Source organism: Paenibacillus roseus (assembly GCF_016424485.1).
Lineage (GTDB): Bacteria > Bacillota > Bacilli > Paenibacillales > Paenibacillaceae > Paenibacillus_D > Paenibacillus_D roseus.
Window position 1 is genome coordinate 626,424 of the sequence record NZ_JAELUP010000103.1, and the last position, 26,637, is coordinate 653,060.

General features: G+C 49.9%; 29 protein-coding genes and 1 riboswitch. All 29 genes read left to right on the forward strand.

Features of this window, described 5'->3' with window-relative positions; all coding sequences use genetic code 11:
* Positions 1 to 79: 79 nt before the first annotated feature.
* The 29 genes from xerD (at position 80) to JFN88_RS19960 (ending at position 26,586) form a co-directional block, all read left to right on the forward strand.
* Positions 80 to 994 carry a site-specific tyrosine recombinase XerD gene (gene xerD, locus JFN88_RS19820; protein WP_199021001.1) on the forward strand — a complete coding sequence of 305 codons (915 nt, stop codon included), beginning with the start codon at positions 80 to 82 and terminating at the stop codon, positions 992 to 994.
* 47 nt (positions 995 to 1,041) lie between these two features.
* Positions 1,042 to 1,866 carry a purine-nucleoside phosphorylase gene (locus JFN88_RS19825; protein WP_199021002.1) on the forward strand — a complete coding sequence of 275 codons (825 nt, stop codon included), beginning with the start codon at positions 1,042 to 1,044 and terminating at the stop codon, positions 1,864 to 1,866.
* Between the two features lie 164 nt (positions 1,867 to 2,030).
* A complete protein-coding gene (locus JFN88_RS19830) occupies positions 2,031 to 2,246 on the forward strand; it encodes an aspartyl-phosphate phosphatase Spo0E family protein (protein WP_199021003.1) in 216 nt (71 codons plus the stop codon).
* A 468-nt stretch (positions 2,247 to 2,714) separates the two neighbouring features.
* On the forward strand, positions 2,715 to 3,890 hold the full coding sequence (locus JFN88_RS19835; RefSeq protein WP_199021004.1) for a D-alanyl-D-alanine carboxypeptidase family protein: 1,176 nt from the start codon (positions 2,715 to 2,717) through the stop codon (positions 3,888 to 3,890).
* Positions 3,891 to 4,039: 149 nt separating this feature from the next.
* Entirely contained in the window at positions 4,040 to 4,393 is a 354-nt protein-coding gene (spoIIAA, locus tag JFN88_RS19840) for an anti-sigma F factor antagonist (protein ID WP_199021005.1), read from the forward strand.
* On the forward strand, positions 4,390 to 4,836 hold the full coding sequence (gene spoIIAB, locus JFN88_RS19845; RefSeq protein ID WP_199021006.1) for an anti-sigma F factor: 447 nt from the start codon (positions 4,390 to 4,392) through the stop codon (positions 4,834 to 4,836). Before spoIIAA ends, spoIIAB begins: the two co-directional genes overlap by 4 nt.
* Before the next feature lie 21 nt (positions 4,837 to 4,857).
* Positions 4,858 to 5,613: an RNA polymerase sporulation sigma factor SigF gene (gene sigF, locus JFN88_RS19850; RefSeq protein ID WP_199021007.1), complete on the forward strand. Its 756-nt coding sequence runs from the start codon at positions 4,858 to 4,860 to the stop codon at positions 5,611 to 5,613.
* 131 nt (positions 5,614 to 5,744) lie between these two features.
* Complete coding sequence (locus JFN88_RS19855; protein ID WP_199021008.1) at positions 5,745 to 6,392, forward strand: stage V sporulation protein AA; 648 nt, start codon at positions 5,745 to 5,747, stop codon at positions 6,390 to 6,392.
* The gene (locus JFN88_RS19860) at positions 6,385 to 6,816 is read left to right on the forward strand and encodes a stage V sporulation protein AB (RefSeq protein WP_199021009.1); all 432 of its coding nucleotides are present in this window, start codon (positions 6,385 to 6,387) and stop codon (positions 6,814 to 6,816) included. Before JFN88_RS19855 ends, JFN88_RS19860 begins: the two co-directional genes overlap by 8 nt.
* A gap of 34 nt (positions 6,817 to 6,850) precedes the next feature.
* Complete coding sequence (locus JFN88_RS19865) at positions 6,851 to 8,590, forward strand: spore germination protein (RefSeq protein ID WP_199021010.1); 1,740 nt, start codon at positions 6,851 to 6,853, stop codon at positions 8,588 to 8,590.
* 115 nt (positions 8,591 to 8,705) lie between these two features.
* Positions 8,706 to 10,037, forward strand: a complete 1,332-nt coding sequence (gene lysA / locus JFN88_RS19870; RefSeq protein WP_199021011.1) for a diaminopimelate decarboxylase — start codon at positions 8,706 to 8,708, stop codon at positions 10,035 to 10,037.
* A gap of 154 nt (positions 10,038 to 10,191) precedes the next feature.
* Entirely contained in the window at positions 10,192 to 10,623 is a 432-nt protein-coding gene (locus JFN88_RS19875) for a peptidylprolyl isomerase (protein WP_199021012.1), read from the forward strand.
* Between the two features lie 271 nt (positions 10,624 to 10,894).
* Positions 10,895 to 11,058, forward strand: a riboswitch (FMN riboswitch).
* A 138-nt stretch (positions 11,059 to 11,196) separates the two neighbouring features.
* Positions 11,197 to 12,309, forward strand: coding sequence for a bifunctional diaminohydroxyphosphoribosylaminopyrimidine deaminase/5-amino-6-(5-phosphoribosylamino)uracil reductase RibD (gene ribD, locus JFN88_RS19880; protein ID WP_233168211.1), 1,113 nt, complete (start codon positions 11,197 to 11,199; stop codon positions 12,307 to 12,309).
* A gap of 12 nt (positions 12,310 to 12,321) precedes the next feature.
* A complete protein-coding gene (gene ribE, locus JFN88_RS19885; protein WP_199021013.1) occupies positions 12,322 to 12,984 on the forward strand; it encodes a riboflavin synthase in 663 nt (220 codons plus the stop codon).
* Between the two features lie 21 nt (positions 12,985 to 13,005).
* Positions 13,006 to 14,244, forward strand: a complete 1,239-nt coding sequence (locus JFN88_RS19890; RefSeq protein ID WP_199021014.1) for a bifunctional 3,4-dihydroxy-2-butanone-4-phosphate synthase/GTP cyclohydrolase II — start codon at positions 13,006 to 13,008, stop codon at positions 14,242 to 14,244.
* Positions 14,245 to 14,261: 17 nt separating this feature from the next.
* Positions 14,262 to 14,732: a 6,7-dimethyl-8-ribityllumazine synthase gene (ribH, locus tag JFN88_RS19895; protein ID WP_199021015.1), complete on the forward strand. Its 471-nt coding sequence runs from the start codon at positions 14,262 to 14,264 to the stop codon at positions 14,730 to 14,732.
* Positions 14,733 to 14,754: 22 nt separating this feature from the next.
* The gene (locus tag JFN88_RS19900) at positions 14,755 to 15,537 is read left to right on the forward strand and encodes a segregation and condensation protein A (protein ID WP_199021016.1); all 783 of its coding nucleotides are present in this window, start codon (positions 14,755 to 14,757) and stop codon (positions 15,535 to 15,537) included.
* On the forward strand, positions 15,506 to 16,159 hold the full coding sequence (gene scpB, locus JFN88_RS19905; protein ID WP_199021017.1) for an SMC-Scp complex subunit ScpB: 654 nt from the start codon (positions 15,506 to 15,508) through the stop codon (positions 16,157 to 16,159). The genes JFN88_RS19900 and scpB overlap by 32 nt, the downstream gene beginning before the upstream one ends.
* A 61-nt stretch (positions 16,160 to 16,220) precedes the next feature.
* Positions 16,221 to 16,907 carry a DUF2953 domain-containing protein gene (locus JFN88_RS19910; RefSeq protein ID WP_199021018.1) on the forward strand — a complete coding sequence of 229 codons (687 nt, stop codon included), beginning with the start codon at positions 16,221 to 16,223 and terminating at the stop codon, positions 16,905 to 16,907.
* Positions 16,880 to 17,341 carry a GerW family sporulation protein gene (ytfJ, locus tag JFN88_RS19915; RefSeq protein ID WP_199021019.1) on the forward strand — a complete coding sequence of 154 codons (462 nt, stop codon included), beginning with the start codon at positions 16,880 to 16,882 and terminating at the stop codon, positions 17,339 to 17,341. Before JFN88_RS19910 ends, ytfJ begins: the two co-directional genes overlap by 28 nt.
* Before the next feature lie 319 nt (positions 17,342 to 17,660).
* Positions 17,661 to 18,740 carry a D-alanyl-D-alanine carboxypeptidase family protein gene (locus tag JFN88_RS19920; RefSeq protein WP_332908524.1) on the forward strand — a complete coding sequence of 360 codons (1,080 nt, stop codon included), beginning with the start codon at positions 17,661 to 17,663 and terminating at the stop codon, positions 18,738 to 18,740.
* A gap of 11 nt (positions 18,741 to 18,751) precedes the next feature.
* Positions 18,752 to 19,414 carry a nucleoside recognition domain-containing protein gene (locus JFN88_RS19925; protein WP_199021020.1) on the forward strand — a complete coding sequence of 221 codons (663 nt, stop codon included), beginning with the start codon at positions 18,752 to 18,754 and terminating at the stop codon, positions 19,412 to 19,414.
* Positions 19,407 to 19,940, forward strand: coding sequence for a spore maturation protein (locus tag JFN88_RS19930; RefSeq protein ID WP_332908512.1), 534 nt, complete (start codon positions 19,407 to 19,409; stop codon positions 19,938 to 19,940). The genes JFN88_RS19925 and JFN88_RS19930 overlap by 8 nt, the downstream gene beginning before the upstream one ends.
* Positions 19,941 to 20,110: 170 nt before the next feature.
* Positions 20,111 to 20,863 carry a pseudouridine synthase gene (locus JFN88_RS19935; protein ID WP_199021021.1) on the forward strand — a complete coding sequence of 251 codons (753 nt, stop codon included), beginning with the start codon at positions 20,111 to 20,113 and terminating at the stop codon, positions 20,861 to 20,863.
* Between the two features lie 70 nt (positions 20,864 to 20,933).
* Positions 20,934 to 21,464 (forward strand): redoxin domain-containing protein, encoded by a 531-nt coding sequence (locus JFN88_RS19940; protein ID WP_199021022.1) that lies wholly within the window; start codon positions 20,934 to 20,936, stop codon positions 21,462 to 21,464.
* 20 nt (positions 21,465 to 21,484) lie between these two features.
* A complete protein-coding gene (gene resB / locus JFN88_RS19945; protein ID WP_199021023.1) occupies positions 21,485 to 23,137 on the forward strand; it encodes a cytochrome c biogenesis protein ResB in 1,653 nt (550 codons plus the stop codon).
* Positions 23,134 to 24,393 carry a cytochrome c biogenesis protein CcsA gene (gene ccsA / locus JFN88_RS19950; protein ID WP_199021024.1) on the forward strand — a complete coding sequence of 420 codons (1,260 nt, stop codon included), beginning with the start codon at positions 23,134 to 23,136 and terminating at the stop codon, positions 24,391 to 24,393. Before resB ends, ccsA begins: the two co-directional genes overlap by 4 nt.
* 28 nt (positions 24,394 to 24,421) lie before the next feature.
* Positions 24,422 to 25,138 (forward strand): response regulator transcription factor, encoded by a 717-nt coding sequence (locus JFN88_RS19955; RefSeq protein WP_199021025.1) that lies wholly within the window; start codon positions 24,422 to 24,424, stop codon positions 25,136 to 25,138.
* A 2-nt stretch (positions 25,139 to 25,140) separates the two neighbouring features.
* Positions 25,141 to 26,586 (forward strand): ATP-binding protein, encoded by a 1,446-nt coding sequence (locus tag JFN88_RS19960; RefSeq protein WP_199021026.1) that lies wholly within the window; start codon positions 25,141 to 25,143, stop codon positions 26,584 to 26,586.
* The last annotated feature ends 51 nt before the right edge of the window (positions 26,587 to 26,637 follow it).

Sequence of the window (26,637 nt, forward strand, 5' to 3'; positions counted from 1 at the left end):
CCGGTGTGGAATATAGCTTCTATATGCCGGAATGAATGCGCTTTTGACGCATCTGCCCGGCAAAAGAAAGGGAGCGGTTATGAAGTCACACCTGTTATCCTTTATTCAGCATTTAACTTACGAACGCGGCTTGTCCGCCAGTACGCTCGATTCTTATAGAAGAGACCTTGAAGCTTTTTTGGACTATGCAACAGAGCAGGGAATCGATCGGCTGGAAGACGTGCAGAAGCATCAGCTATCGCTCTATTTCCGCTCTCTGAAGCAAAAGGGCCGGGCAGCCGCCACGATTTCCCGCTGTCATGTTTCGTTGCGGGCATTTTTTCAATTTCTTGTACAGGAAGGCGCAATAGCCAAAGATCCGACGCTGGGGCTTGAGGCGCCAAGACCGGAGAAACGACTGCCGGAGGTGCTGACCGTCGAAGAGACAATGTGTCTGCTTGAGGCTCCGCTGTCAGGAACGCCGGGCGGCATTCGCGATAGAGCGATGCTGGAAGTGCTGTATGCAACCGGAATTCGGGTTTCTGAGCTGATTGCCCTTCAGATCGATCATTTGAATCTGGCGCTTGGTTTTGTAAGATGTATCAGCCAGGGAGGCAAGGAGCGAATTATCCCGCTGGGTAAAATTTCATCTGAAGCGCTGGAAAACTATTTGTCAGGCGCTCGGCAAGAGCTTGTCAAACCGGACAAGCCCGAGGATACGCTTTTTCTGAATCATCAGGGGTTTGGCATGAGCCGTCAGGGCTTTTGGAAAATCATTAAAAAATATGCCCGTGAAGCTGGGATTACGAAAGCTATTACCCCGCATACACTGCGTCACTCTTTTGCCGTTCATCTGCTCGACAACGGGGCGGATTTGCGTTCTGTTCAAGAGATGCTGGGCCATTCGGACATTTCCACCACTCAGGTTTACTTGCGTTTTCACAAGTCACCGATGAAAGAAGTGTATGAGCGCGCTCATCCCCGCGCAGGCAGCGTGGCGGAAGCGGAGAACTGAGCGGCAGCCTGTAAGACTATAATTTAACCGGTACGGAGGAAATACATATGCATGAAATTACAGCATCTCATATTCAAGAAGCTGCTGGATACATTACATCTTTGACATCCGATCAGCCTGAGATCGGGCTCATTATGGGTTCCGGTCTTGGCATTCTTAGTGATTATATTGAAGATGCAACCATTATTCCATATCATCAAATCCCTCATTTTCCAATTTCAACGGTAGTAGGCCATGCGGGAGAACTGCTCATCGGCAAACTCGCTGGAAGAACCGTCGTCCTGATGAGCGGGCGCTTTCATATGTATGAGGGTTACGGCCCGGAGCTGACGGCATTTCCCGTGCGAGTGATGAAGGCGCTTGGAGTCAAGCATTTGATCGTAACCAACGCAGCGGGCGGCATTAATATCGAATTCAAGCCGGGCGATTTGATGGTGATAACCGACCATATTAATCTGACTGGACGCAATCCGCTTGTCGGCCGCAATGATGAAGAACTGGGAGACCGCTTTCCAGATATGTCTCAGGCATACAGCAGAAGGCTGGGGGCCATTGCGAAGGACGAAGCGGCCAAACTTGGCTTTGGGCTTCGTGAGGGCGTGTATGTGGGCGTGCTTGGACCGTCTTATGAGACACCCGCGGAAATCCGGATGATGCGGACAATGGGGGCTGATGCTGTAGGCATGTCAACGGTCGCTGAAGTGATTGCCGCCCGTCATAGCGGAATCGAGGTGCTGGGCATTTCCTGCATAAGCAATATGGCCTCCGGAATTCTTGACCAGCCGCTGTCTCACCAGGAGGTTATAGAGACAACCGATAAAGCTCAAGCGCAATTTTTAAGCTTGATTCTCGCTGTGATTCCCGCTGTATAGCCGTTTTAATACAGTTTCAAAGCGCGTGCGAGGAAAGTTTCGGTGGTGGCAATAGAGTCGGAATTTGTTACAAAATTGTAAAAATTGATTCGACCCATTGTGACAACATTTGTATCGAAATCGTCGTATACTGTCCATGACAATCAATTAATGGAGTGACAAAAATGGACAAGCTTAAAACTGCGCAGCTTGAAATGCTGCGGCGGAAAATGGTAGAAACTGCCAATCAGGAGCAATCGCTGCTTCACCGGGAAGTGCTTCATTTAAGCGAGATGCTCGATCAGATGATTATTAACGTGCAAAGAGAAAAGTGTGCCAAGCGCAAATCGGGCTTGAAGCAACATTATGCCAGAGAGCCCGAGGAAGCGGCTGTGCGTTAAGAACAGGAACTTTGCAGCCAGACATCACCTGGGCCGCTTGTTGCTTCGCTACGTACCCCGTTATCGCGTAGCTGATCGAAAGGCTTTGGCACGAAGAAGGGCGTCTCTTCACGGATTACCTCGATACTCCCTCGCACGTTGGCTAAATTCCACATCTATCATGGCATTTGATGCCGAACTTTTATTAAACTACGAATAATATCAGAATCATACATCATTCAAAAAGCGACTTTCACTAGCAAAAAGAGATCAAATGGGACAACTTTGGTCAGTTATGCTGTAAAAGGAACTTTGCTGCGAATGCTGCCGGATGCTGGTATTACTTTGTGGTTTTTTTATATTTCAAAAAAATGGAATATATTTCATTGATCCGGTCGACACTGTTGAAGAGAATCCAGTCCGATGCGGCGGAGCAGGATGCCGACAAGAAGGCGCCTCTCCCCGACATTTATACAGGAGGAGACCGTAATGAAGAAATCGTATGTTCTCAAAGGTTTGACTTTATGGGTGGCAGCGATGCTGTTATTCCCGTCATTCGTGCTTGCCAAGGAAGGCGGAAAGGAGGCAGCGCCGGATCTAGCGCCGTCTGCCCGGTCAGCGATTCTGCTGGATGCCGACAGCGGCACAGTCATTTATGAGAAGAACAGTCATGACAGGCTGCCGCCGGCGAGTATTACGAAGGTAATGACAATGCTGCTTATTATGGAAGCGCTGGACCAAGGCCAATTGAAATGGACGGATAAAGTGCCAACGAGCGAATATGCCGCTTCAATGGGAGGTTCCCAAATTTTTCTGGAGCCTGGTGAGGAAATGACTGTGGAGGAGATGCTTAAAGGCATTGCGCTGGCTTCGGGAAATGATGCTTCAGTTGCGATGGCCGAGAAAATCTCCGGGACGGAAGAGGCGTTTGTCAAACGAATGAATGAACGGGCACAAGAGTTGGGAATGAAAAACACCCATTTTGTCAATTGCAACGGACTTCCTGCAGAGAATCACTATTCCTCGGCTCATGATATTGCCATCATGTCCAGAGAATTGCTGAAGCATCCTGAAATTACGAAGTTCACCGGACAGTACCAGGATTATTTGCGTAAAGATTCGGAAAAACCGTTCTGGCTTGTCAATACGAACAAGTTGGTACGCTTCTATGCCGGAGCTGACGGTCTGAAAACCGGGTATACCAGCGAAGCGAAATTCTGCCTGACGGCAACTGCTGTGAGAGACTCGCTCCGTGTAGTGGGAGTCGTTATGGGGGAGCCGAATACGAAGACCCGCAATGCGGAGGTTAGCAAAATGTTCGACTATTCCTTCGCTCAATACATGAATCATCCGATCTTCAAGGCTGGCGAGTCGCTTGGCAATGTAAAGGTGGAGAAAGGCAGTCTTACCGAGCTTCCGATTACGGCCAAGCATCCATACAGCGTATTGCTCAAAAAAGGAAGCCAGACGGATAATATCCGTCATGAACTGACCGTTGAAGGTTCACTGAAGGCGCCGATCAAGGCCGGACAAACGCTCGGCAAGCTCACCGTCTATCAGGGTGATAAAATAATGGCCCAATTTGATGTGGAATCGCCGGTCAATGTTGACAAGGCTGGTTGGTGGACGCTGTTCAAGCGGGCGAGCACGCAACTGTTCTCTTGAAACAAAGGGGAGAATTGACAGTTAGGCTCGGACTTGGATAGCATTTTTTGTCACCTTCTAGCGGGCTTCTTCTAGTTTTGTCGTGAAGCAGGAATGCACAAGACCGGTGTAGAACACTCTGATCTAACAACGGAAGGAGTGAACACATTATGAGTCTTCAAGTTGAGCTGGAGCATTACCGCAATGTATTGATCGTCCGCTTGCGGGGAGAGCTCGATCACCATACGGCGGAAACGGTGAAACAAAAAATGGAGGATGCAATTATCAGAGGGACCAGCGACCATGTCATTCTCAGTTTGAAGGATCTCGCTTTTATGGACAGCTCAGGGCTTGGGGTCATACTGGGCCGTTACAAGCTGCTCAAGAGCAGAGGTGGCAAAATGGTCGTCTGTGACGTTAATGCGAGCGTATACCGGCTGCTTGAATTGTCAGGACTGTTCAAGATTCTAACAATTCATGATAATGAGCGACTGGCGCTCTCAAGTCTGGAGGTCGTATCATGATGGGAACGAACTTTATGACGCTGTCGTTTGCCAGCCGTTCGGAGAATGAAGCATTTGCGCGTGTTGCGGTTGCGGCATTTGTCTCCCAGTTGGACCCGACGATAGAAGAACTCAATGATTTGAAAACCGTCGTATCGGAGGCTGTCACGAACTCTATTATTCATGGCTATGACAGTGACCCGTCCGGCGTTGTTACGATTGAAGCCTCAATTGAAGGCGATACGGTGTCCATCACTGTACAGGACAAGGGCAACGGAATAGAAGATTTGGAATTGGCCAGACAACCACTGTACACGTCGAAGCCGGAGCTGGAGCGGTCAGGGATGGGCTTTACGATTATGGAAAATTTCATGGACCGCTTTGAAGTGTCAAGTTCCAGGGAGCATGGTACCCGCATTTCAATGATAAAGCGAATTGAATCGAAAAAAGCGCTCTATAATTAGAGCGTCTAGGGGTTGAGCCTCATGGAAGTCGATATGAAGCAAGCATCGCAAACCTATCTGAATGATACGGAAGTCAAGCGGCTTATTTTGCTAAGTCAATCCGGAGACACGATTGCCAGGGACACCCTTGTACAGTGCAATATCCGTCTGGTCTGGTCCGTAGTGCAGCGGTTTATGAACCGGGGCTATGACCCGGAGGATTTGTTCCAAATCGGCTGCATAGGCTTGCTCAAATCCGTGGATAAATTTGATTTGTCCTACGATGTGAAATTTTCAACCTATGCCGTTCCGATGATTATAGGGGAAATTCAGCGCTTCTTACGGGATGACGGAACGTTGAAGGTGAGCCGCTCGCTTAAGGAATTAGCCAACAAGGTCAGAAAGACCAAGGACGAGCTGTCAAAAGTACTCGGCAGGCAGCCTACAATCAAGGAGGTTGCGGAGCAGCTCGGCATTTCGCCCGAAGATGTTGTATTCGCGCAGGAAGCCAACAAGCCGCCAACGTCCATTCATGAAACGGTATTTGAAAATGACGGTGATCCGATTACGCTAATGGACCAGATTTCGGACGATTCGCAAGAAAAATGGTTCGATAAGCTGGCGCTGAACGAAGCTATCGGGACGCTTTCCGAACGGGAGCGGCTGATTGTATATTTGCGGTATTACCGCGATCAGACGCAGTCCGAGGTAGCGTCAAGGCTTGGCATCTCCCAGGTACAGGTGTCGCGCCTGGAGAAAAAAATATTGCAGTGCATTAAGGACCAAATCGCGCAATAGTGCGATTCGGTCCTTTTTCTTTTCACCTTTAAGATGCCGTTAATTTCCTGCTGCGGTATGAGTAGGAGCCGCTGTTCATTCTCATACTAAAACGGACAATCCAACCATCCGTTGATAAAAGGTGGTGCAGAATGGAGAATATCGCTACTCCTATCTTATATTTACGACTTCGAAAGCGAATCACCGTTCGCCCGGGGGAAGAGGTAACGCTGGGTCAGGCCGCGCGTCTGCTGCAGCATTCGTCCCTGGACAAGGAACTCGGTCAGCTTGTGCTCTACAAGCATAAGACGGAGGACGGGAATCGTTACGTTATTGACATCCTGCATATTATTCACACGATACGGCAGCAATACCCGGGGCTGACAGTCGAGCCTTATGGCGATCCGCAGGTGCTGATTATGATCGCGGGGAAGCCACGGCAGCCGAAAAAGGTTGTCCTTGTTTTTTCATGGCTAATGCTGTTTTTCGGGGCGGGACTGGCAATTATGAACTTTCATGCCGATGTGAGCATGAGAGAAGTTCATCAGCGGATCACCGAACTTGTGACCGGGCGTCGACAGGAGCATCCGCTTTGGTTCCAGATTCCGTATTCGCTGGGAATTGGACTTGGAATGCTGTTATTTTTCAACCATTTGTTTCGCAAACGGCTAAATGACGAGCCAAATCCGCTGGAATTGGAAATGTATATGTATCAGGAAAATGTAAATACGTATGTCATCGCAGAAGAAATGGGCAAAAAGCAAAAAAACAGGAACAACAAACCGAATACGGATGGTTGATATTCTCCTTACGTTTTTTGTTGCGCTGCTGGGTTTATCTGGCGGCGTAGCTGTCGGGAGCGGGATGGTAGCGCTGCTAGTTGTCTTTGATTTGATTCCTAGACTGGCCCAGCTTGCATGCGCCTATCGGAATTCAATCTGGTTTGAGACCGCGCTTGTGGCCGGCTCCGTATACTGGTCCATGGCTGATTTCCTGGATTGGAAGCTCTTTGTACCGCTGCATCAAATTCCAATGGCAGGAATGGGCGTTCTGGACGGCATTTTTATCGGCATGCTTGCCGCGGCGCTGACCGAGGTAATGAACGTTCTGCCGATCTTAGCCAAGCGACTGAAGATCGGGGGATTTATCCACGCTCTTGTAATGGCTATGGTACTTGGCAAGGTGCTTGGCTCCTTGTTTGACTGGCTGGTATATCAATGGTAAGAAGCCAATATGAATTCATCCGGGGGGAAGACGAATGAGAGGTTGGAGTACTGATGGTTCGGACGGACAACCAAAATTCAAGCATCCAGCAATTTTGCAACAGAGCTTGTTGGAGAGAGAAGAAGATTTAACGGCTGCGGAGCAGGATTCCGGGCAAGTGGAAGATGAGCGCCTGGCATCTGATCAAGAACAAACATCCGGTCAAGAACAAAATGGCGATCTGCAGGGAGCAGAGCATGAGTTAGGTGAAGTGAATCCGGGCGACAAGGGTGCAGGTGATCTCAAGCATGCCCTTGGCCCGAACAGTCAAACCAAGCAGCCGATTCCTAAAAAACTGGAGGAGTTCCGGGCGCTTTTGGAAAAAGAGGTCGGGCTAGGGGAAAGTTTTGATGTAATTGCCCGCGAGATGACGTTTGGCAAACGGCGCACTTCCCTGTTTTTTATCAATGGCTTTGTAAAGGATACAGTGCTGACTGAAATATTGAAGCGGTTGACCTATTTGCATCCGGATGAAGTAACGCCTCATGCGCTGCACTCCTTTTTTGAGCTGTACGTACCGGCTGTTCAGGTCGTTCAGGAATCGGATTTCCATCTCGTCGTGGATGCGGTGCTGGCAGGAAGCTCGGCCTTGTTCATTGAAGATGAGGGAGCGGCCCTGTTGATCGATGCCAAAGCCTTTCCGGCCCGTAACCCAGAGGAGCCAACATTGGAAAGAGTAGTGCGGGGCAGCCGGGACGGGTTTGTGGAGACGATGCTGGTCAATGTTACGCTCGTTCGTCGCAGGCTGCGCGATCCGGGTCTGCGCTACGAGATTATGAAGATTGGCAGGCGGACCAAGACGGATGTCTGCATCGCCTACATTAACGACATTGCAGACCCAGAGTTGTTGGATTCAATTAAATCCAAGCTTGAAGAAGTTGAACTGGACGGTCTGCCGCTTGCGGACAAGCAACTGGAGGAGGCAACAGTCAAACGGGGCTGGAACCCGTATCCGCTCGTCCGTTATTCCGAGCGTCCGGATGTCGTGGCCGCGCAATTGCTGGAAGGCAATATCGCCGTGTTTGTGGATACATCGCCAAGCGTTATGCTGTTGCCGACCACTTTTTTTGACTTGGTTCAGCATGCGGAGGAGAATCGGCAGACGCCCTTTATCGGAACTTTTTTGCGATGGGTGAGGTTTCTCGGGATATTTGCCTCGCTTTTTTTGCTGCCGATCTGGTTTCTCTATGTGCTTGAGCCGGGATTGAAGCCGCCCGCCCTGGATTTTATCGGGCCTTCTGATCTTGGCAGACTGCCGCTCGTTCTGCAATTCCTGGTGGCTGAAATCGGGGTTGATCTCATGCGCTTGGCATCGGTTCATACCCCAACGCCGCTGGCTACGGCGATGTCGCTGATTGCTGCAATTCTAATCGGGGACATCGCCGTCAAGACCGGATTGTTCATTAATGAAGTGATCTTATATATGGCTGTAGCGGCAATCGGGATGTTTGCGACTCCGAGCTATGAGCTGGGCCTTGCGAATCGGATTGTACGGCTGCTGCTTATTATTTCCGTTGCTGTGCTTCACTTGCCCGGCTTGGTGATGATGTCGACGCTCGTGTTCATCATACTGGTGATGGAGCGTTCTTTCAACCGCCCGTATATGTGGCCGCTGATACCGTTTGACGCACGGGGGATATGGAATATTATGTTGCGAACGCCGGTTTTGTACAATCGAACCCGCCCGAGTTTCCTGCGCCCGCAGCAGCTTAACAAAATACCGTCCAAAAAATAGTCGTAAAAATACAAATGTTTTTCGCGATAATCTATTTCGCATTCGGATCACTTTCCGTTATACTGTAAACTAGAATTAATCTAGGGTTGCAAATGGAAAACGGAGGGAATCTTACATGTACTTGCATGGAACTAGCAAAATTAATGACAAAGGTCATCTGGAGATCGGCGGCAAGGATGTGACCGAACTGGCTGCTGAATTCGGTACACCGCTTTATATTGTGGACGAGACGCTTGTCCGCCAGCGTGCTCGTGAATATGTGGAAGCTTTTAAGGCTTCCGGCTTGAAATTCCAGGTTGCTTATGCAAGCAAAGCATTTTGTGTAATGGCAATGTGCGCCTTGGCTGAGGAAGAAAATATGTCATTGGATGTAGTATCCGACGGCGAGCTGCATACCGCGCTGAAAGCCGGTTTTCCTGTTGAGCGCATTCATTTCCACGGCAACAACAAAACGCCGGATGAGATCAATATGGCGCTCGACGCGAATATTGGTTGCTTCGTAGTTGATAACTTCGTAGAGCTGCACCTGCTTAATGCGCTTGCTGCGGACAAAGGCAAGAAGGTTAAAATTCTGTTACGCATTACCCCCGGCGTCGAGGCGCATACGCATGATTACATTTCCACCGGGCAGCAGGATTCCAAGTTCGGTTTTGACCTTGGCAATGGTTCCGCTTACCGTGCGATTGTAGAAGGCTTGAAGCTCGACAATGTTGAAATTTTGGGTGTTCACTCCCACATCGGATCGCAGATTTTTGAAGTTGAAGGATTCCGTATGGCTGTTGACAAAGTCGCTGGCTTTGCGGTTCAAATCAAGGAGGAGCTGGGCTATACGTTCCAGGTTATTAATCTGGGCGGCGGCTTTGGCATCCGCTACACCAATGAAGACAAGCCGCTTCCAGTGGCAGAATATGTCAAGGCAATTACGGATGCGATCATCACCAACTTCACCAATGCCGGCTATTCGCTCCCTGAAATTTGGGTAGAGCCGGGCCGCAGCATTGTGGGCGATGCCGGCACAACCCTCTACACTGTTGGAACAAGCAAGGATATTCCTGGCGTTCGCAAATATATCGCTGTTGACGGCGGTATGACCGACAACCCTCGTCCTGCGCTGTATGAGTCCAAGTATGATGCGATTTTGGCGAACCGTGCCAATGAGCCGCTGGAAGAGACAGTATCCGTTGCGGGCAAATGCTGTGAGAGCGGCGATATGCTGATTTGGGATTTGGAGTTGCCAAAGGTAGAGAAGGATGATCTTCTTGCAGTATTCTGCACAGGCGCTTACAACTATGCGATGGCAAGCAATTACAATCGAATCCGCAGACCGGCAGTTGTATTTGTTAAGGACGGACAGGCTGACTTGGTCGTAAAACGCGAATCCTTCCAGGATATCGTCGGCAATGACGTTATTCCAGCCCGTCTGCAAAAAGCAGCGGTAGGCAAATAAAATACGCAGGGCATGAAATGGCAGGATTGCTCCATATGAAGTGGAGCGTCCTGTTTTTTTTTCAAAAACTCAAAACCCGCAAACTGGCTTCTCAAACAAGGATGTAGTATGATGATAAAGGTACATAAGCATAGAACAAGGAGTGAAGATCATTATGGCAAAACAAGCGAAAATTACAATGGCAAACGGTGGCGAGGTACTGATTGATCTGTTCGAGAAGGATGCACCGAACACGGTAGCCAATTTTGAGAAGCTTGCCAATGAAGGCTTCTATAACGGACTTGTATTCCACCGTGTCATTCCAGGCTTCGTAGCGCAAGGCGGCTGTCCGCACGGGACAGGTACCGGAGGCCCGGGTTACCAGATCGATTGTGAAATCAACCCGAACAAGCATGAGCGCGGCACACTGGCTATGGCTCACGCAGGTCGCAACACAGGCGGCAGCCAGTTTTATATCTGCTATCAACCGCAGCCGCATCTCGACGGGCAGCATACGGTGTTCGGCAAAGTTGTTAAAGGCTTGGAGTTTGTAGATGCATTCCAGGGCCGTGACAAAATGGAAAAGGTGGAAATTATCGAAAGCTAAGAGACCGACCAGCAACTGCTATAATAAATGCAAGACATGCACTGGTGGGTGTGAACAATTTAGCAACGGGGACTTGGGTTGGCATAGTCTCCGTTTTTGTTATTTTCCCTACTTGATTAATTCGAAGTATACAGCCCGGAATTTGTCTAAATAACACATGGGCGGGTTCAGCGGCTTGCAATTTTTAAATTGCGGTGATATTATTCAGATAGGATTAGTAAGTATCTTGATCCAGTGCATGGATATGAATTTCACAAAATTAAATAAGTCTAGTTCCTTTCGGGGTCGGGTGAAAATCCCAACCGGCGGTGATCGCTAATCAATTTTTTTGATGGCGTTAGTCCGTGACCCGTTGTCATTCTTTTGCTTTTTGATGACGGTGGATCTGGTGCAATTCCAGAACCGACAGTATAGTCTGGATGGGAGAAGGGAAAAGCTGGAGATCAAGTTTTAGTATGCAAGTATGTCTTTTTACAATGACATTGCAGGCTTGTTTGAATTTGCTTTCTAGTTTCTTTTCAATCAAACCATCCCCCCGAAGGCGTCAAGACGCTATTGGGGGTTTTTGTGTTGCTGGACAGTATCAATGACGAATACTATATGAGGTTGGCTCTTGAACTGGCAGCTAAAGCGAAAGGGCAGACCGGCATTAATCCGATCGTTGGCTGCGTCGTTGTCAAGGCTGGACGAATTATAGGCGTTGGCACACATCTCAAGCGCGGCACCGGACATGCCGAGGTGCATGCCCTTGCTATGGCAGGCAGCGAGTCGGCGGGCGCTACGGTTTATGTCACTCTGGAGCCATGCAGCCACCACGGGTTGACGCCGCCATGCTGCGAACGGATTATCCAGTCAGGAGCGGCGCGGGTCGTAATTGCGATGGTCGACCCTAATCCGAAGGTATCCGGCCGCGGTGTCTCCCGGCTGCGTGAACAGGGCATCGAGGTTGAGGCAGGTGTGCTGGAAGCCGAAGCGAGGAAGCTCAATGAAGCATTCATGAAGTATATTGTCACGGGTATGCCTTTTGTCACCCTGAAAACAGCCAGTACGCTCGATGGCAAAATAGCCGCCAAAAGCGGTGACAGCCAATGGGTCACAGGCCCTGAGGCCAGAGAGCTTGTTCATACAATGCGCCATCAACACGATGGCATTATGGTTGGCGTCTCTACAGTACTGGCCGATGATCCCCAGCTGACAACCCGACTCCCTGTTCCAGCTCTTCATCCGGTACGAATTATTGCAGATTCCAAACTTCGAATGCCGCTATCTTCGCAAATGCTCCATAACAGGGAAGCGGAAACGATTATTCTGACGACGGAGCAGGCTGACCCGGAGCGTATTCGGGCTTTGGAGGCAACGGGTGCAAAGGTGCTCCCTTGCGGGACAGGGGAGCATGTGGATTTAAAAGCTGCGCTAAAAAGACTGGCCGAGCTGGATATTGGCTCTATCCTGCTTGAAGGTGGCGGCCGTTTGAACGGAGCCATGCTGGAGGCGCAACTGGTTGACAAAATGATTCTTTTCTTTGCCCCGAAGATTATTGGCGGCCAGACCGCCCCGGTCAGCTTTTCCCTTGATGGGTGGAACCGTATGGCAGATGCGGTTCGGCTTGGCGGCATGCAGGCAGAGCAGGTTGGAGAGGACTTATGCATTACGGGATATCCGGTCTACCCGGCTAGCTCGAATTAAGGAGGGAAAGCGATGTTTACCGGTCTGATTGAGGAAATCGGCACCTTGCAAGGTGTTCGTCAGCAGGGCGAGGCGCTGGTGCTTGCAATCGGGGCTTCCAAAGTATTGGAAGGCGTCCAATTGGGTGACAGTATCGCAATCAACGGGGTTTGTCTGACCGTCATCTCGTTTACAGGCAGTTCTTTCAGCGTCGACGTCGTACCGCAGACGTATAGACATACGAATCTGGGCACACTTCAAAATGGACAGCCTGTCAATCTTGAACGGGCGATGGCTGCAAACGGCCGTTTCGGCGGACATATTGTCCAAGGCCACGTGGACGGGATCGGCATCATCCGCGCGCGCGAATCAGAAGGCAATGCCGTCATATTCCAGATTGAACCGGCCGAAGATCGGCTGATGCGCCATGTTATTCCGCAGGGATCGGTGACCTTGGATGGCATCAGCCTGACTGTAGCCAAAGCAGCCGGCAATCGGTTTAGCGTCTCCATTATTCCGCACACCTTGCAGGAAACTGCATTGCAGTGGAAGCGAGCCGGGGATACGGTTAATATTGAGACGGATATATTGGGAAAATATGTGGACCATCTGCTTGGAATGGGGCGTGCGGATCAGGGTGTTTCTTCAAAGGGGAAGATGACGACCGCCTTTCTTAGCGAGCATGGATTTTTATAAGATCTACAGGAGGGGATGTCAATGAATCAGCCACAACCGTTTGATTTGATCGAGGATGCCATATATGATCTGATTCTGGGCAAACCCATCATTGTCGTCGACGATGAGGACAGGGAAAATGAAGGAGATTTGATTGCACTTGCTGATCGCGTAACACCAGAGGTCATCAATTTTATGATCACTGAAGCAAGAGGATTGGTCTGTGTGCCGATTACGCAGGAGCGTGCTGAACAGCTTGAACTGCCGCCGATGGTCAATCATAATACAGATTACCATGGGACCGCCTTTACCGTATCGGTGGACCATATCTCGACGACGACCGGCATTTCGGCGCATGAGCGGGCGATGACAGTGAAATCACTGATTGACCCAAAATCCGGACCGGCAGACTATCGCAGACCGGGACATATCTTTCCGTTGATTGCCAAGGAGGGCGGGGTTTTGCGTCGCGCAGGACATACGGAAGCTGCTATTGATCTGGCAAAAATGAGCGGGGCCAAGCCTGGAGCCGTCATTTGTGAAATTATTAATGAGGACGGAACGATGTCCAGATTGCCGGATTTGCTGAAATTCAAGGAAAAACATCAGTTGAAACTGATTACAATCCGCGATCTGATCCAGTACCGGAACAGCAAGGAAAAGCTGGTCACTCGGGAGGTAGAGGTCAGACTTCCGACGGATTTTGGCACATTCCGTGCTGTTGCTTATACCAATGAAGTAGACGGCAAGGAACATGTGGCGCTGGTCAAGGGGCAAATCCGCGAGTCGGATCCGGTGCTGGTGCGGGTTCACTCCGAATGCCTTACCGGAGATGTTTTCCACTCCCATCGTTGCGACTGCGGCCCGCAGCTTGAAGCGGCATTAAAGCAGATCAGCGATGAGGGACAGGGGGTTTTGCTGTACATGCGCCAGGAAGGCAGGGGAATCGGCCTTATTAATAAATTGAAAGCCTATGTGCTTCAAGAGCAGGGATTGGACACTGTAGAGGCGAATATTAAACTTGGATTTCCGGCCGATCTGCGGGATTACGGCATCGGGGCGCAAATATTGAAGGATCTTGGCGTTCGCAAGCTGCGGCTGCTGACGAACAACCCTCGTAAAATAAAAGGGCTGGAAGGCTATGGGCTTGAGATTGTTGAGCGCGTTCCGTTGCAAATGCAGGAGAACGAAGATAATACCGCTTATCTGCATACCAAGCAAAAAAAGCTCGGGCATATGCTCCGCTTTGAAGATACAGAAATAACAAACATCGAACAATAAGAGAGGCGGAAAAGAAGATGACAAAAATTTATGAAGGACATTTAGTGTCCAAAGGGTTAAAATATGGTATTGTAGCAGGAAGGTTCAATGAATTTATTACGAGCAAGCTGGTATCCGGCGCACTGGACTGCCTGAAGCGCCACGGGGCTGAAGATTCCGAGATTGAGCTTGCATGGGTGCCGGGGGCATTCGAAATCCCATTGATTGCTCAGAAGCTGGCTGAGAGCGGCAAGTATGATGCTGTCATCACATTGGGAGCCGTTATTCGAGGATCAACGCCGCATTTTGACTATGTGTGCAATGAAGCGGCCAAAGGCGTTGCAGCGATTGGACTTAAAACAGGCGTGCCGGCGGTTTTTGGCGTGCTGACCACAGATTCGATTGAGCAGGCCGTAGAGCGTGCGGGAACCAAAGCCGGCAACAAAGGCTGGGAGGCGGCTGCTACTGCAATCGAAATGGCAAATTTAACGAGGGCTTTGCAGGAATAGCCTTGGCAGGAGGATCATAGTTGTGACGGTGCTTTATAAGCTGGAGGCCTTTGAGGGTCCGCTCGATTTGCTGCTTCACCTGATAGACAAAGCGGAAATAGATATCCATGAAGTATCGATAAGTGAAATCACGGATCAGTACATGGAATATTTGGGCGCTATGCAGGAACTTGAGCTTGATGTTACAAGCGAGTTCCTCGTTATGGCGGCTACGCTGTTGTCGATCAAGAGCAGGCAGCTTCTGCCCAGGCCGCCGCTTGAGCCGGAACATTTTGACGATTGGATGGACGACGATGGACTTGATCCGCAGGACGAACTGATACAGAAGCTCGTCGAATATCGGAAATATAAGCAAATTTCCGAGCAGCTGCGAGAGAAGGAACACGAGCGCAGTCTGGTCTATACAAAGGAGCCTGAGGATTTGACGCCGTTCATGCCTACGGCTCCCAGCAATCCTGTGAAGGGCCTGGAGGTTGCCGATTTGATTGCGGCATTTCAAAAGGCACTGAAGAGGGCGGCAAGACGAGCGTTTGTCGCAACCGTCAAACGGGATGAAATATCGGTCAAGGACAGGATTAACGATATTGTGGATTTGCTGCGTGAACACGAAACGGTAAGGTTCTCGCGGCTTGTCCGCGCTGATATGGAGCGGCATGAGATTGTCGTTACGTTCCTGGCCATATTGGAGCTGATGAAAATGAAGCAAATCCGCTGCTTCCAGCACCAGTTGTTTGAGGATATTGTAATTCATTGGAGAGGGGAAGCGGCAGAAAGTGGATTTTCAGAACTTGAAATCGATTATTGAAGGTTTGCTTTTTTTAGCTGGCGAGGAAGGCCTGAGTGCCAAGCAATTGGCTGAAATCGTTGGCTATGACGCCCCTTTGGTCAGGGATTTGATCTATGATATGAGGCAAGACTTAATCAATAACAATCGGGGTATTCGAATCGCCGAAGTAGCCGGCAATTTTCGGCTTACAACCAACCCGGAGCATGCCCCGTACTTTGAGAAGCTGGCCTATTCGCCCGGCCGTTCCAGTCTGTCACAGGCGGCGCTGGAGACGCTCTCGATTGTCGCTTACCGACAACCGATCACAAGAATCGACATTGAAGAAATCCGCGGTGTTAAAAGCGAGAGACCGTTGCATACGCTTGTAGCAAAGGACTTGATCGAAGAAGTGGGACGGGCTGATGCAATCGGCAGACCGATTCTGTATGGTACGACTAAAGCGTTCCTGGACTATTTCGGACTGGCCAGCCTAAAAGCACTTCCCGAACCCGGAGCGCTCGAACTTAACGATTTGCTTGATGAACAGACGGATTCTTTGTTCGACAGACTGGACAAGCGGGATGACCGGCAGCTGATTCTGGATGAAATTCCAGCCTTCGGCAGCGAAATTGCCGTAGCTTTTGAAGACGAGAAAGAATGAGATTTGCCTGACAGGCCATACTATATCCAACCAGCAATAGGGAAACGAGGTGGAGTCTGATATGCTTCACACAGGTTGGATAGTATGGACGGCGGCAGGTCTTTTTTTTATGCTTCTGATTGTTGCGGCAAGCTCTGAAATCGTGTTTACAAGCCAATTTTTGCGTAAAAGCGATAATGATCATTTTGTTGTTCGCATCCATGCCTTATACGGAATGATAAACTACAAACTTGAGATTCCGCTGTTCCGGTTCAAGGAGGGCAATATCGAGTTTCTTCAAGAAAAAAGGAACTCCTATATGATTGGGGAAAACAAAAATAAAGGCGAGCACAAGGTAGGCGTGGAAACTGTAATGCGCAAACTGGATGAAGCAAGAACCTTGCTGCGGTATACGGATCATTTTACGGTTTGGCTGCGCAAAACTTTGTCCCATGTACGAATTGCTTCATGGGAATGGAACACGACAGTTGGCGCCGGAGATGCGGTATGGACCGCGATGACAACAGGCATGCTTTGGTCTGCTCAGACGGCGCTCCTTGGCGTGCTTTCTCAATTTATGAGGCTGACTGTTGAGCCGCAAACCCGCGTGCAGCCGCTGTATAACCAAACGTATTTTTCCACTGAATGGTCCTGCATAGCTAAAATGAGCTTCGGATATGCTATTCTTGCCGGACTAAAGCTTTTGGTTCGCATTAAAAAGGTGAAAGGAGGCTTTACAGTATGGCAGAACATCCTATTCAAGGCTTAATGCAGACCGCAATGGAAAATATTAAAGAAATGGTGGATGTTAATACAATCGTCGGTGATCCGGTTCAAACTCCAGATGGTAGTGTTATTATGCCGATCTCTAAAGTAGGGTTTGGTTTTGTAGCCGGAGGCAGCGATATTCGTACCGAGCATTCCGATCATCATCAGCATGGCACGGATGCGCATAACGCCTCCGTATCCTTGCCGTTTGGTGGAGGAAGCGGGGGCGGCGTATCGATTACGCCAATCGCTTTTCTCGTTGTTGGCACTCAAGGAGTGAAGGTTGTGCCGCTGGACAACCAGACACATCTGATCGAGCGTGTGATCGATTCCGCGCCGAAAGTATTCGATAAAATTCAAACGATGTTCAAGCATAACGGTACAACCGGCGCGGACATCAGCGATTCCACGGTCCTGATTGCCGATACCGAATAAGCGTATTATCCGGATAAGTCTGTTAAAAACTTATTTGCCAAGCAGCATAGACGCCGAAATCCCTCTTGAGGGTTTCGGCGTTTTTATATTGCCCTCGGCAAGGAATTTGTTGTGAACGAGGGCGAGGGGACATAAGCTCAATTCTAGGCACATATAATGTACAAGACCCTGATGACAAGCAGTGGCTTGGGAAGAAAGTATTCGTGAACATTTGGTTGAAAGCGAGGAATGACGGGTGGTAATTAGGCGAACTGGCAATCGCGCAACAATCGCAATAATATGGTTATGTATATTGGGACTGCTGTCCGTTACCGGCGGAGTGCCTTATGTCGAAGCGAGCAAAGCCCCAGAAGCTCCGGGTGTTCATGCCAAGGCGGCAGCACTGGTTGATGTGGCATCCGGACGAATCCTCTTTTCTCAAAACGGCGATGAACAGATGCTGATTGCAAGTCTGACTAAAATTATGACAGCCATTGTCGCGATAGAGCATGGAAATCTGTCCGACACCGTCAAGGTGAGCAAACGGGCATTCGGCAAGGAGGGCTCGTCCATCTACTTGAAACTGGGCGAGGAAATGACTCTGCAAAACATGTTGTACGGATTGATGCTGCGCTCGGGGAATGATGCGGCGACGGCAATTGCCGAGCATGTAGGCGGCTCAGAAGAGGGTTTTGTCGTGCTTATGAATGAGAAAGCCAAGTGGCTGGGCCTGGAGCATACCCATTTTACAAATCCGCACGGTCTTGATCACAAGGAGCATTATTCGACGGCCAATGATTTGGCCAAGCTTGCGGCCTATGCGCTGCGGAACAATGATTTCCGTGAAATCGTGAAAACAAAGACAAAACAAGTAGGGGAACGGGACTATTCCTGGAAGAATAAAAACAAAATGCTCTTTATGTACGAAGGGGCGGACGGGGTTAAGACAGGTTATACGAAAAAGGCTTTTCGGACATTGGTCAGCTCGGCTACACGCAATGGCCAACAGCTTGCTGCCGTGACGCTCAATGACGGCAATGACTGGGTAGATCATTCCGTCATGCTGGACTTTGGCTTTGAGAATTACCCGCTGCACGATCTGGTCAGGGATGGCCAACGGCTTGCCGGGTACCCGTATAAGGTAGATCGAACCTTCCAGTTCCCGCTGACCGAGGAAGAGCGTTCATTGATCAAGACCAAATTAGTCTTGCAAAACAAGGCGACGACGGATTATGCACTCGGGGCTAGAGGCGGGCTGGAGTTGTATTTAGGTCATGAGAAAATAGGTACGGTTGCGGTTCGGGATTACGAGCCAGGGCTGAATGCGGCGGGCGAAGCCGAGTCAAGCATGGCTCCGGGCAGCCGCTCTATCTCTTGGCTCCAATCCTTGCAGCTGGCTCTGAAAAACTTGTTTAGTTAGGAGGGGCGAATATGGTCAACTGGATTTGGCTGCTATTAATCGTAATCAGCATCGTATTTGCCGCTGCGACAGGAAAGGTGGAGGCGGTGACGGAGGCCGCTTTTGATGGCGCCAAAACAGGCGTAACCGTAAGCTTCGGCCTGATTAGCATTCTCGTATTTTGGCTGGGAATGATGCGAATTGGGGAGGATGCGGGTCTGCTCGCCAAGCTGGCTCGCTTGCTTGGTCCCTTGGTCCGCTTTTTGTTCCCCGATGTGCCGCGCAACCACCCGGCAATGGGCTATATTATGACGAATATGAGCGCTAACATCCTGGGCCTTGGCAATGCTGCAACGCCGATGGGAATTAAGGCGATGCAGGAGTTGCAGAAGCTTAACCCGGACAAGGATACGGCAACACCTGCCATGTGTACGCTGTTGGCGCTTAATACATCAAGTATTACGCTCATTCCAACGACGCTGATTGCGATCCGCATGAATTTCGGTTCGGCGCATCCAGCGGAAATTGTCGGCACGACCCTCATTGCTACCGCAATCGCGACCGTAGCGGCGATACTTGCCGACAGATGGTTTCGCAGGCGGGTACCGCCTCACCAGCTTGCAATAAACAACACAAGCGCCAGCAATCGCAGTGGCGCTGCAGGCGGCTCGAAGGAGGTGAACAGCGGTGTATGAGTTTGTGTCCATGCTCTCGATTTGGGCCATTCCGATGATGATCGTTTTCATTCCGCTGTATGCTGCATTTCACAAAGTACCTGTATATGAATCCTTTGTAGATGGAGCCAAGGGCGGCTTTGATACTGCGATTCAAATTATTCCGCATCTCGTGGGGATGATGGTTGCCATCAGCATGTTTCGCGCTTCCGGGGCAATGGAGTTGATGGTACAAGCTATACGTCCGCTGTTTGACATCCTGGGCATCCCGAGCGAGGTGTTGCCGCTGGGAGCATTGCGTCCGTTGACTGGAGCCGGTTCGCTTGCGTATACGACGGAACTGATCAAGACATACGGCCCGGATTCCATGATCGGGCGAATCGCTTCTACAATTCAGGGCAGCACCGACACGACGCTTTATGTATTAACGGTATACTTTGGCGCTATCGGTATCCGCAAGACACGCTATGCGCTGAAGGTCGGACTCTTCTCTGATCTCGTCGGATTTGCGGCTGCTATAGCAATCTGCCTGCTTATTTTCGCCTGATTTATAACCCAAAGAATGTCTCTGAGGCTTCGGCACAGAAGGCATTCTTTTTATTTTATTTGTGGAAGAACCTCCCACACGAAGGCACTTGCTCGACTTTTCCGAGAAAAAGCAGCGTCCGCTTGTGCTTTCCTTGCCATATAGGTATGATGGAGAATGAGGTGAAAGTATTGGAACGTTTACAGAAAATTTTGGCGCAAGCCGGTGTCGCATCGCGACGCAAATGTGAGGAATTAATTTTGGCCGGACAGGTCGAGGTGAACGGAGAAAAGGTATCTGAGTTGGGCGCCAAGGCCGACCCGGCTGTGGATGTCATTAGCGTGAACGGCAAGGTGATTAAAGGGGAAAAGAAGCTGTACCTGATGTTCAACAAGCCTAAAGGGGTTATTACGAGCGCCAAAGACCCTGAGGGCCGCAAAATTGTATCCGACTTCCTCAAGGATATCAAAGAGCGCGTCTATCCAGTCGGACGTCTGGATTATGATACGGAAGGGCTGCTGCTGCTTACCAATGACGGGCAGTTCGCCAATTTGCTAACGCATCCGAAACATCATGTTCCCAAGACTTATCTAGCTACGGTCAAGGGGGTGCCCCACGGCACAAGTCTGGAGCAACTGGCGCAAGGAATTCAGCTTGAGGACGGCATGACTGCGCCGGCAGAGCTCGAGTATCAGGATGTGGACCCGGAGAAAAAACAGGCCACCATTACAATTACGATTCATGAGGGACGGAACAGACAAGTTCGGCGCATGTTTGAAGCAATCGGACATCCGGTTATCCGCCTTAAGCGAATTCGTTTCGGAGAGCTTGGCTTGCAAAATCTCCAGCGAGGCAAATACCGTCATTTAACGCCGAAGGAAGTGCAGGAGCTGCTGGCTATCGCCGCGAAAGCCGCCAAGTCACATAATATTCATAATAAATAACCGCCAAAGTAACTTCATGTTCGATATAATGTAACATGTAATTGAATGTTTGTCAGGTGGTGAATAAAAGATGGGAGCTTACCGCAAGAAAGTTCAAATCGCGATTTTAATTCTTGTCGTTCTGATCGGCGGTTTTGCCATTGGCAACGCGTTGTTCAAAAACGATTCCAAAGTACCGGGCGTTGGTGACAGTCCCCCCGGTTTTTCATTGTTCGATTTGAATGGAAACGCGCACAATCTTTCGGACTATGAAGGAAAGCCGCTCATCATTACATTCTGGGGCACCTTTTGCCCGCCATGCGTAAAAGAACTGCCGGAGTTTCAGCGGTTATATGACAAATGGCAAAGCAAGGGACTGGAAGTGCTGGCTATAAACCTTAGTGAAGCGGATTTGCCGGTTCAAAATTTTGTGAGCAAACTTAACCTGAATTTTACTGTGTTGCGTGACGTCAACCGCAAGGTGGAACGTCAATACGGTTTGCGCTCGTATCCCACGACGTTCTTTGTCAAACCGGATGGTACGATCTCGGAGATTGCGATCACCGCAATGACGGAGAAGCAGATTCAGGAGCGTGTGGAAAAACTGTTCCAGTCGAGCTAGACGAAAGGGGGGCTCTCTCATTGTTTCAAAACACGAAATGTGAGTGCGGCCATCAAAATCATGTAGGAACCGTGCTCTGCGAATCCTGCGGCAAGCCGCTCGGCGAACAGCTGCTGTCGGACGAGCCGCTTGAGATGCGCTATGACGGGGTTGCACGCCGTTCACAGAAGGCAAACCCTAATTTTATTGATAAGATCTGGAATTTCTTTTCTTCCGTCAAGATCGCTGTTTACTTGATTATTATTACTTTGCTGGCCTCTGCGCTCGGGACTATTTTCCGGCAGGAAAGTCTTCTGAGTGAAGACCCGGCAACCTACTACGAGATTCAGCATGGCACCATCGGGAAAATCTATTACATGCTCGGGCTGTCGCGCACCTATGAGTCCTGGTGGTTTACGACGCTGCTCGTCATGATCGGCACTTCGCTGGTTGTCTGTTCCCTTGACCGGGTACTGCCGCTTTACCGTGCGCTGTCCAAGCAGCAAATACGCAAGCATTTGCACTTTATACTCCGACAGAAGGTTGTACATAAGACGCAAATTTCCGGAGACGAGACAGAGTTCATCAACAAGCTGGGGGAACAGCTGAAGAAAAAGCGCTATCGCGTTCACCAGGACGGAACCGCGCTGCTTGCCGAGAAAAACAGATTTAGCCGCTGGGGCCCATATATTAACCATATCGGCCTGATTCTGTTCCTGCTGGCTGTGCTTGCCCGCAGCATCCCAGGCTTCCAAATGGACATGTATGTAGCGGTACAGCAAGGGCAAACGGTCGAAATTGAAGGGACGCCGTACTACATTAAGAATGAGCAGTTCACGGTTGATTATTACACGGATGATGAACTTCCCGAGCCATTGAAGGGAACTGCCAGGCCCAAGCTTTTCGAAACAAAGGCTGTTCTTTATGAATGCACCGCAAATTGCAATAACTTGACACAGGAGCCTGTTCTGCAGGAGGTTTACCGACATGATATCGTGATGAACAATCCGATGGTCTACGAAGGGCTGAAGGCTTACCAGTCGGGATTTGACGCAACACCTCGTCTTGAGGCTGTCAAGCCGGTACTCATCAACAAGGAAACAGGCGAAGAATTCGGTCCCTTTGATTTGGAGATACGAAACCCCAAAACCAGCTTTGAAGCAGGCCCTTACAAGCTTGAGCTCCGTTCGCAATTCATGGAGTTTGCCATTGATGAGAACGGAGAGCCGACAACTTTGTCCAGAGATCCCAATGCACCGGCTTATTTGTTCATCCTGTCCGGTCCCGGATTGAAACAAGACGGAGAGCCTTATCTGTATTTCCCGAATCAGATTGACAAGTTGCAATTCAATCAGGACGCGATCAACCGTCCGATTGCTGACCGCTTTGAGATCAAGGTCAATGGGATGGAAAATGTCAAGTTATCCGGGCCGATCACCTATTTAAATATCCGCAAGGATAAAGCGCTCCCTTATATTTGGATTGGGGCTACCATATCCATGATCGGACTCATTATGGGCTTTTACTGGCATCATCGCAGAGTATGGCTGCGGGTCGATAGTGGCGTGCTGTCGCTTGGAGCCCATACGAATAAAAATTTCTATGGAATGCGCAATGATGTGGCATGGGCGCTTGGCAAGGCAGGCATTGAGGTTGATCCAAAATCGCTGGATAACGGAGGGAATAAAACGTGAGTTATGTTGAGTTCAGCAGTGATGCTTTTATTGCTGCTTTCTTTTTATATTGCTTCGGTTTCATCTTTTACATGATTGCTATTGGCGGGAAGAAGTGGAGCAATCGTGATCCGAAGGCGCATGTGAAGCGCTGGTCACGGATCGCGTTCATTGTATCCATTCTCGGACTCGCAGCTCACCTGACCTTTTTCTTCACCAGGTGGTATGGAAGCAAACAGATTCCAACGAGCAATATGTATGAATTTATGACCTTTTTGGGCATGGCCATTATGATCGCATTTGTTATTATATTTGCGATCTACCGGACAGCGCTACTTGGCATGTTCGCTCTGCCGCTGACTATTATTATCGTGGCTTATGCTTCGGTATTTCCGCAAGAGGTGCAGCCTCTTATTCCATCACTGAACACGGTTTGGCTTAAAATTCATGTGACGACAGCTGCGCTGGGGGAAGCCTTCTTTGCGGTTGGTTTTGCAGCGGGACTGATGTATCTGCTCCGGGTTGTGGACTTTAAGCAGACCTCAAAGGCAGCCAAGCGGGCACAGCGTTGGGTTGAATTTACGCTTTATGTGCTGATCATCATAATCGGATTCATTATTACCGTGTTTGCGTTCCGCGGGGCTGGCTATGAAGCGGAATTTTTGCAGGAGAAAGTAACAATAGACAACCGTGGCCAGGAATCAACGGCAACAAATACCGTTGTGTATACGATGCCTCCAATCTTTAAACCCTATAATAGTGTAACTACGAGCATGGACAGCTTCCTGGGCATTCAGAAGCCGCTGCTTGAGGCGCCTTCCTGGATGAATGGTGTCAATGCAGGTCGTAAGCTGAACACAGTAGTCTGGTCGATCATTACGGGAAGCTTGTTGTATGGAGTTGCGCGGCTGCTGCTCAGGAAGCGCCTTGGAGCAGCCATTCACCCCTATATGGACGGCATTGACCCTGAAGATCTGGATGAAATCAGTTATCGAGCCATTGCCATCGGCTTTCCGATCTTTACACTTGGCGCGCTCATATTTGCGATGATCTGGGCGAATATAGCCTGGTCGCGTTTTTGGGGTTGGGACCCTAAGGAGGTATGGGCCTTGATTACATGGCTGTACTACAGCGCCTATCTGCATCTGCGCCTGTCGCGCGGCTGGCAGGGACAGCGTTCAGCATGGCTGGCTGTGATTGGTTTTGTCATTGTAATGTTTACCCTGATCGGGGTAAATCTCATTATCGCCGGTTTGCACTCTTATGCCGGTGTCTAAAATTACTGTGATGGAAGGAGCGAGGGCAATGTCAGAACCGATACAACGTATTCTTGTTGTTGATGATGAAGAGCGTATCCGGCGGCTGTTGAAGATGTATCTGGAAAAGGAAGGCTATCAGATTGAAGAGGCGGAGGACGGGGAGAGCGCCCTCAGAATGGCAAGCGCCAATGATTATGATTTGATTCTGCTTGATGTCATGCTTCCCGGAATAGATGGTATTGAGGTGTGCTCCCGTCTTCGTCAGGTTAAATCCACACCTGTGATTATGCTGACAGCCAAGGGCGAGGAGATGAACCGTGTCCAGGGCTTCGAGGTTGGTGCGGATGACTATGTGGTCAAACCGTTCAGTCCAAGGGAGGTCATCTACCGGGTAAAGGCGATTCTGCGACGCTCTTCTGCCACGGCTTACTTGACGAAGGAAGCGAATTCCAGCAATAACATTGTGTTTCCTAACTTGATTATTGAGCATGATGCGCATCGGGTGACCGCAGGCGGTCAGGAGGTTAGCCTGACTCCCAAAGAATATGAACTGCTGCATTATCTGGCGATTTCGCCGGACAAGGTTTTTTCCCGCGAGGATCTGCTCAAGGACGTATGGAATTATGAGTTCTTTGGCGACCTTCGTACAGTCGATACACATGTCAAGCGGCTGCGCGAGAAGCTCAACAAAGTATCGCCTGATGCTGCAGCGATGATTACCACGGTATGGGGCGTCGGTTATAAGCTTGAGGTTCCCAAGTAACGATGGTATGGAAAAGTGTCGTCGGCAAGCTGTGGCTAACCATTATTTTGCTTGTCGCGTTAATTCTGATCACGCTAGGAACGCTGCTGCTGTTCTATGTTGATTTAACGTTTTCAAGTGCGACGCATGAAATTATGGTGCTCTTTATTATTACCGGAGTTATCGGGTTTTTGCTGACCACGTTTTTCGCTTTTTTTCTGATTACGAAAATTACGCAGCCGCTCGTTCAGCTCAAGAAGGCGGCTGACCAGATTTCCAAAGGAAAGTACCAGACAAGGGTGCCGATCCGCTCCTCCGATGAAATCGGGGAACTGAGCAACACATTTAACCATATGGCCTCAGAACTGGATACGATCATCAAGGATCTGCACCTTGAAAAGGATCATCTCTCCAGCATGCTGCGCAGCATGGCGGACGCGGTTATTACATTTGACGCTGCGGGCAAGGTTATTCTGACGAATCCCGAAGGCCAGCACGTAATGGAGCAGTGGCGCAATCTGGGTTGGACCGAAGGCGGTAACGATGCTCCTGCGATGTATGGAGATGTTCCTGAACCACTCTATGAACTGTATCGCACTGTTCTGCGCGAAGGGCGGGATTTGAGTAGTAAAATCAATGTGCAGGATGGTGTATGGTCTGTCGTTATGGCGCCGCTCACATCGAATGAGACCGTCAGAGGCGCGGTAGTCGTAATGCGGAATGTAACGGAGGAATATAAGCTGGAGAAGCTTCGCCGGGACTTTGTGGCGAACGTATCCCATGAAATCCGTACTCCGCTCTCCATGCTGCAGGGCTACAGTGAGGCACTGATGGATGATATTGCAGCCTCGCCGGAGGAGCGTCATGAACTGGTACAGGTCATCTATGATGAGTCCTTGCGTATGGGTCGTCTGGTGAAGGATTTGCTTGATCTGGCGCGAATGGAAGCCGGTCACATTGAGATGAACTTTCAGCAAGTCGAACTTGGGACGCTGATCCGCCGGGTGCAGCGAAAGTTCCAGGTATACTCCAAGGAACGGGGAATCACCTTAACCTATTTGCTCCCCGAGCAGCCGCTCATTCTGGAAGCGGCAGATGAGGATCGGCTTGAGCAGGTGCTGACGAATCTACTTGACAATGCCCTGCGCCATACAGCGGAGGAGGCTGGTATTTCGATATCGGCCGAGCCGCTCAGCAAAGATGGCAAAGCCTACATTCAGCTTCAAGTAAAGGATCAAGGGGGAGGCATTCCTCGGGAAGATCTTCCATATATCTTTGAACGTTTCTACAAGGCTGATAAAGCTCGCACACGGGGCTCCTCAGGCGGCACCGGACTTGGTCTGGCTATTGTCAAGAACATTGTGGAATCTCATGGAGGGACCATCCAGGTTGAAAGCCAGTTGAATGTGGGAACGACATTCACGATGCTACTGCCGGTGGGCTCGCCATCCTATCCTATCGGAACATAACGAAACCCCCAGGCCATTGTGGCCTGGGGGTTATTGCCGCTCTGTTGAAGG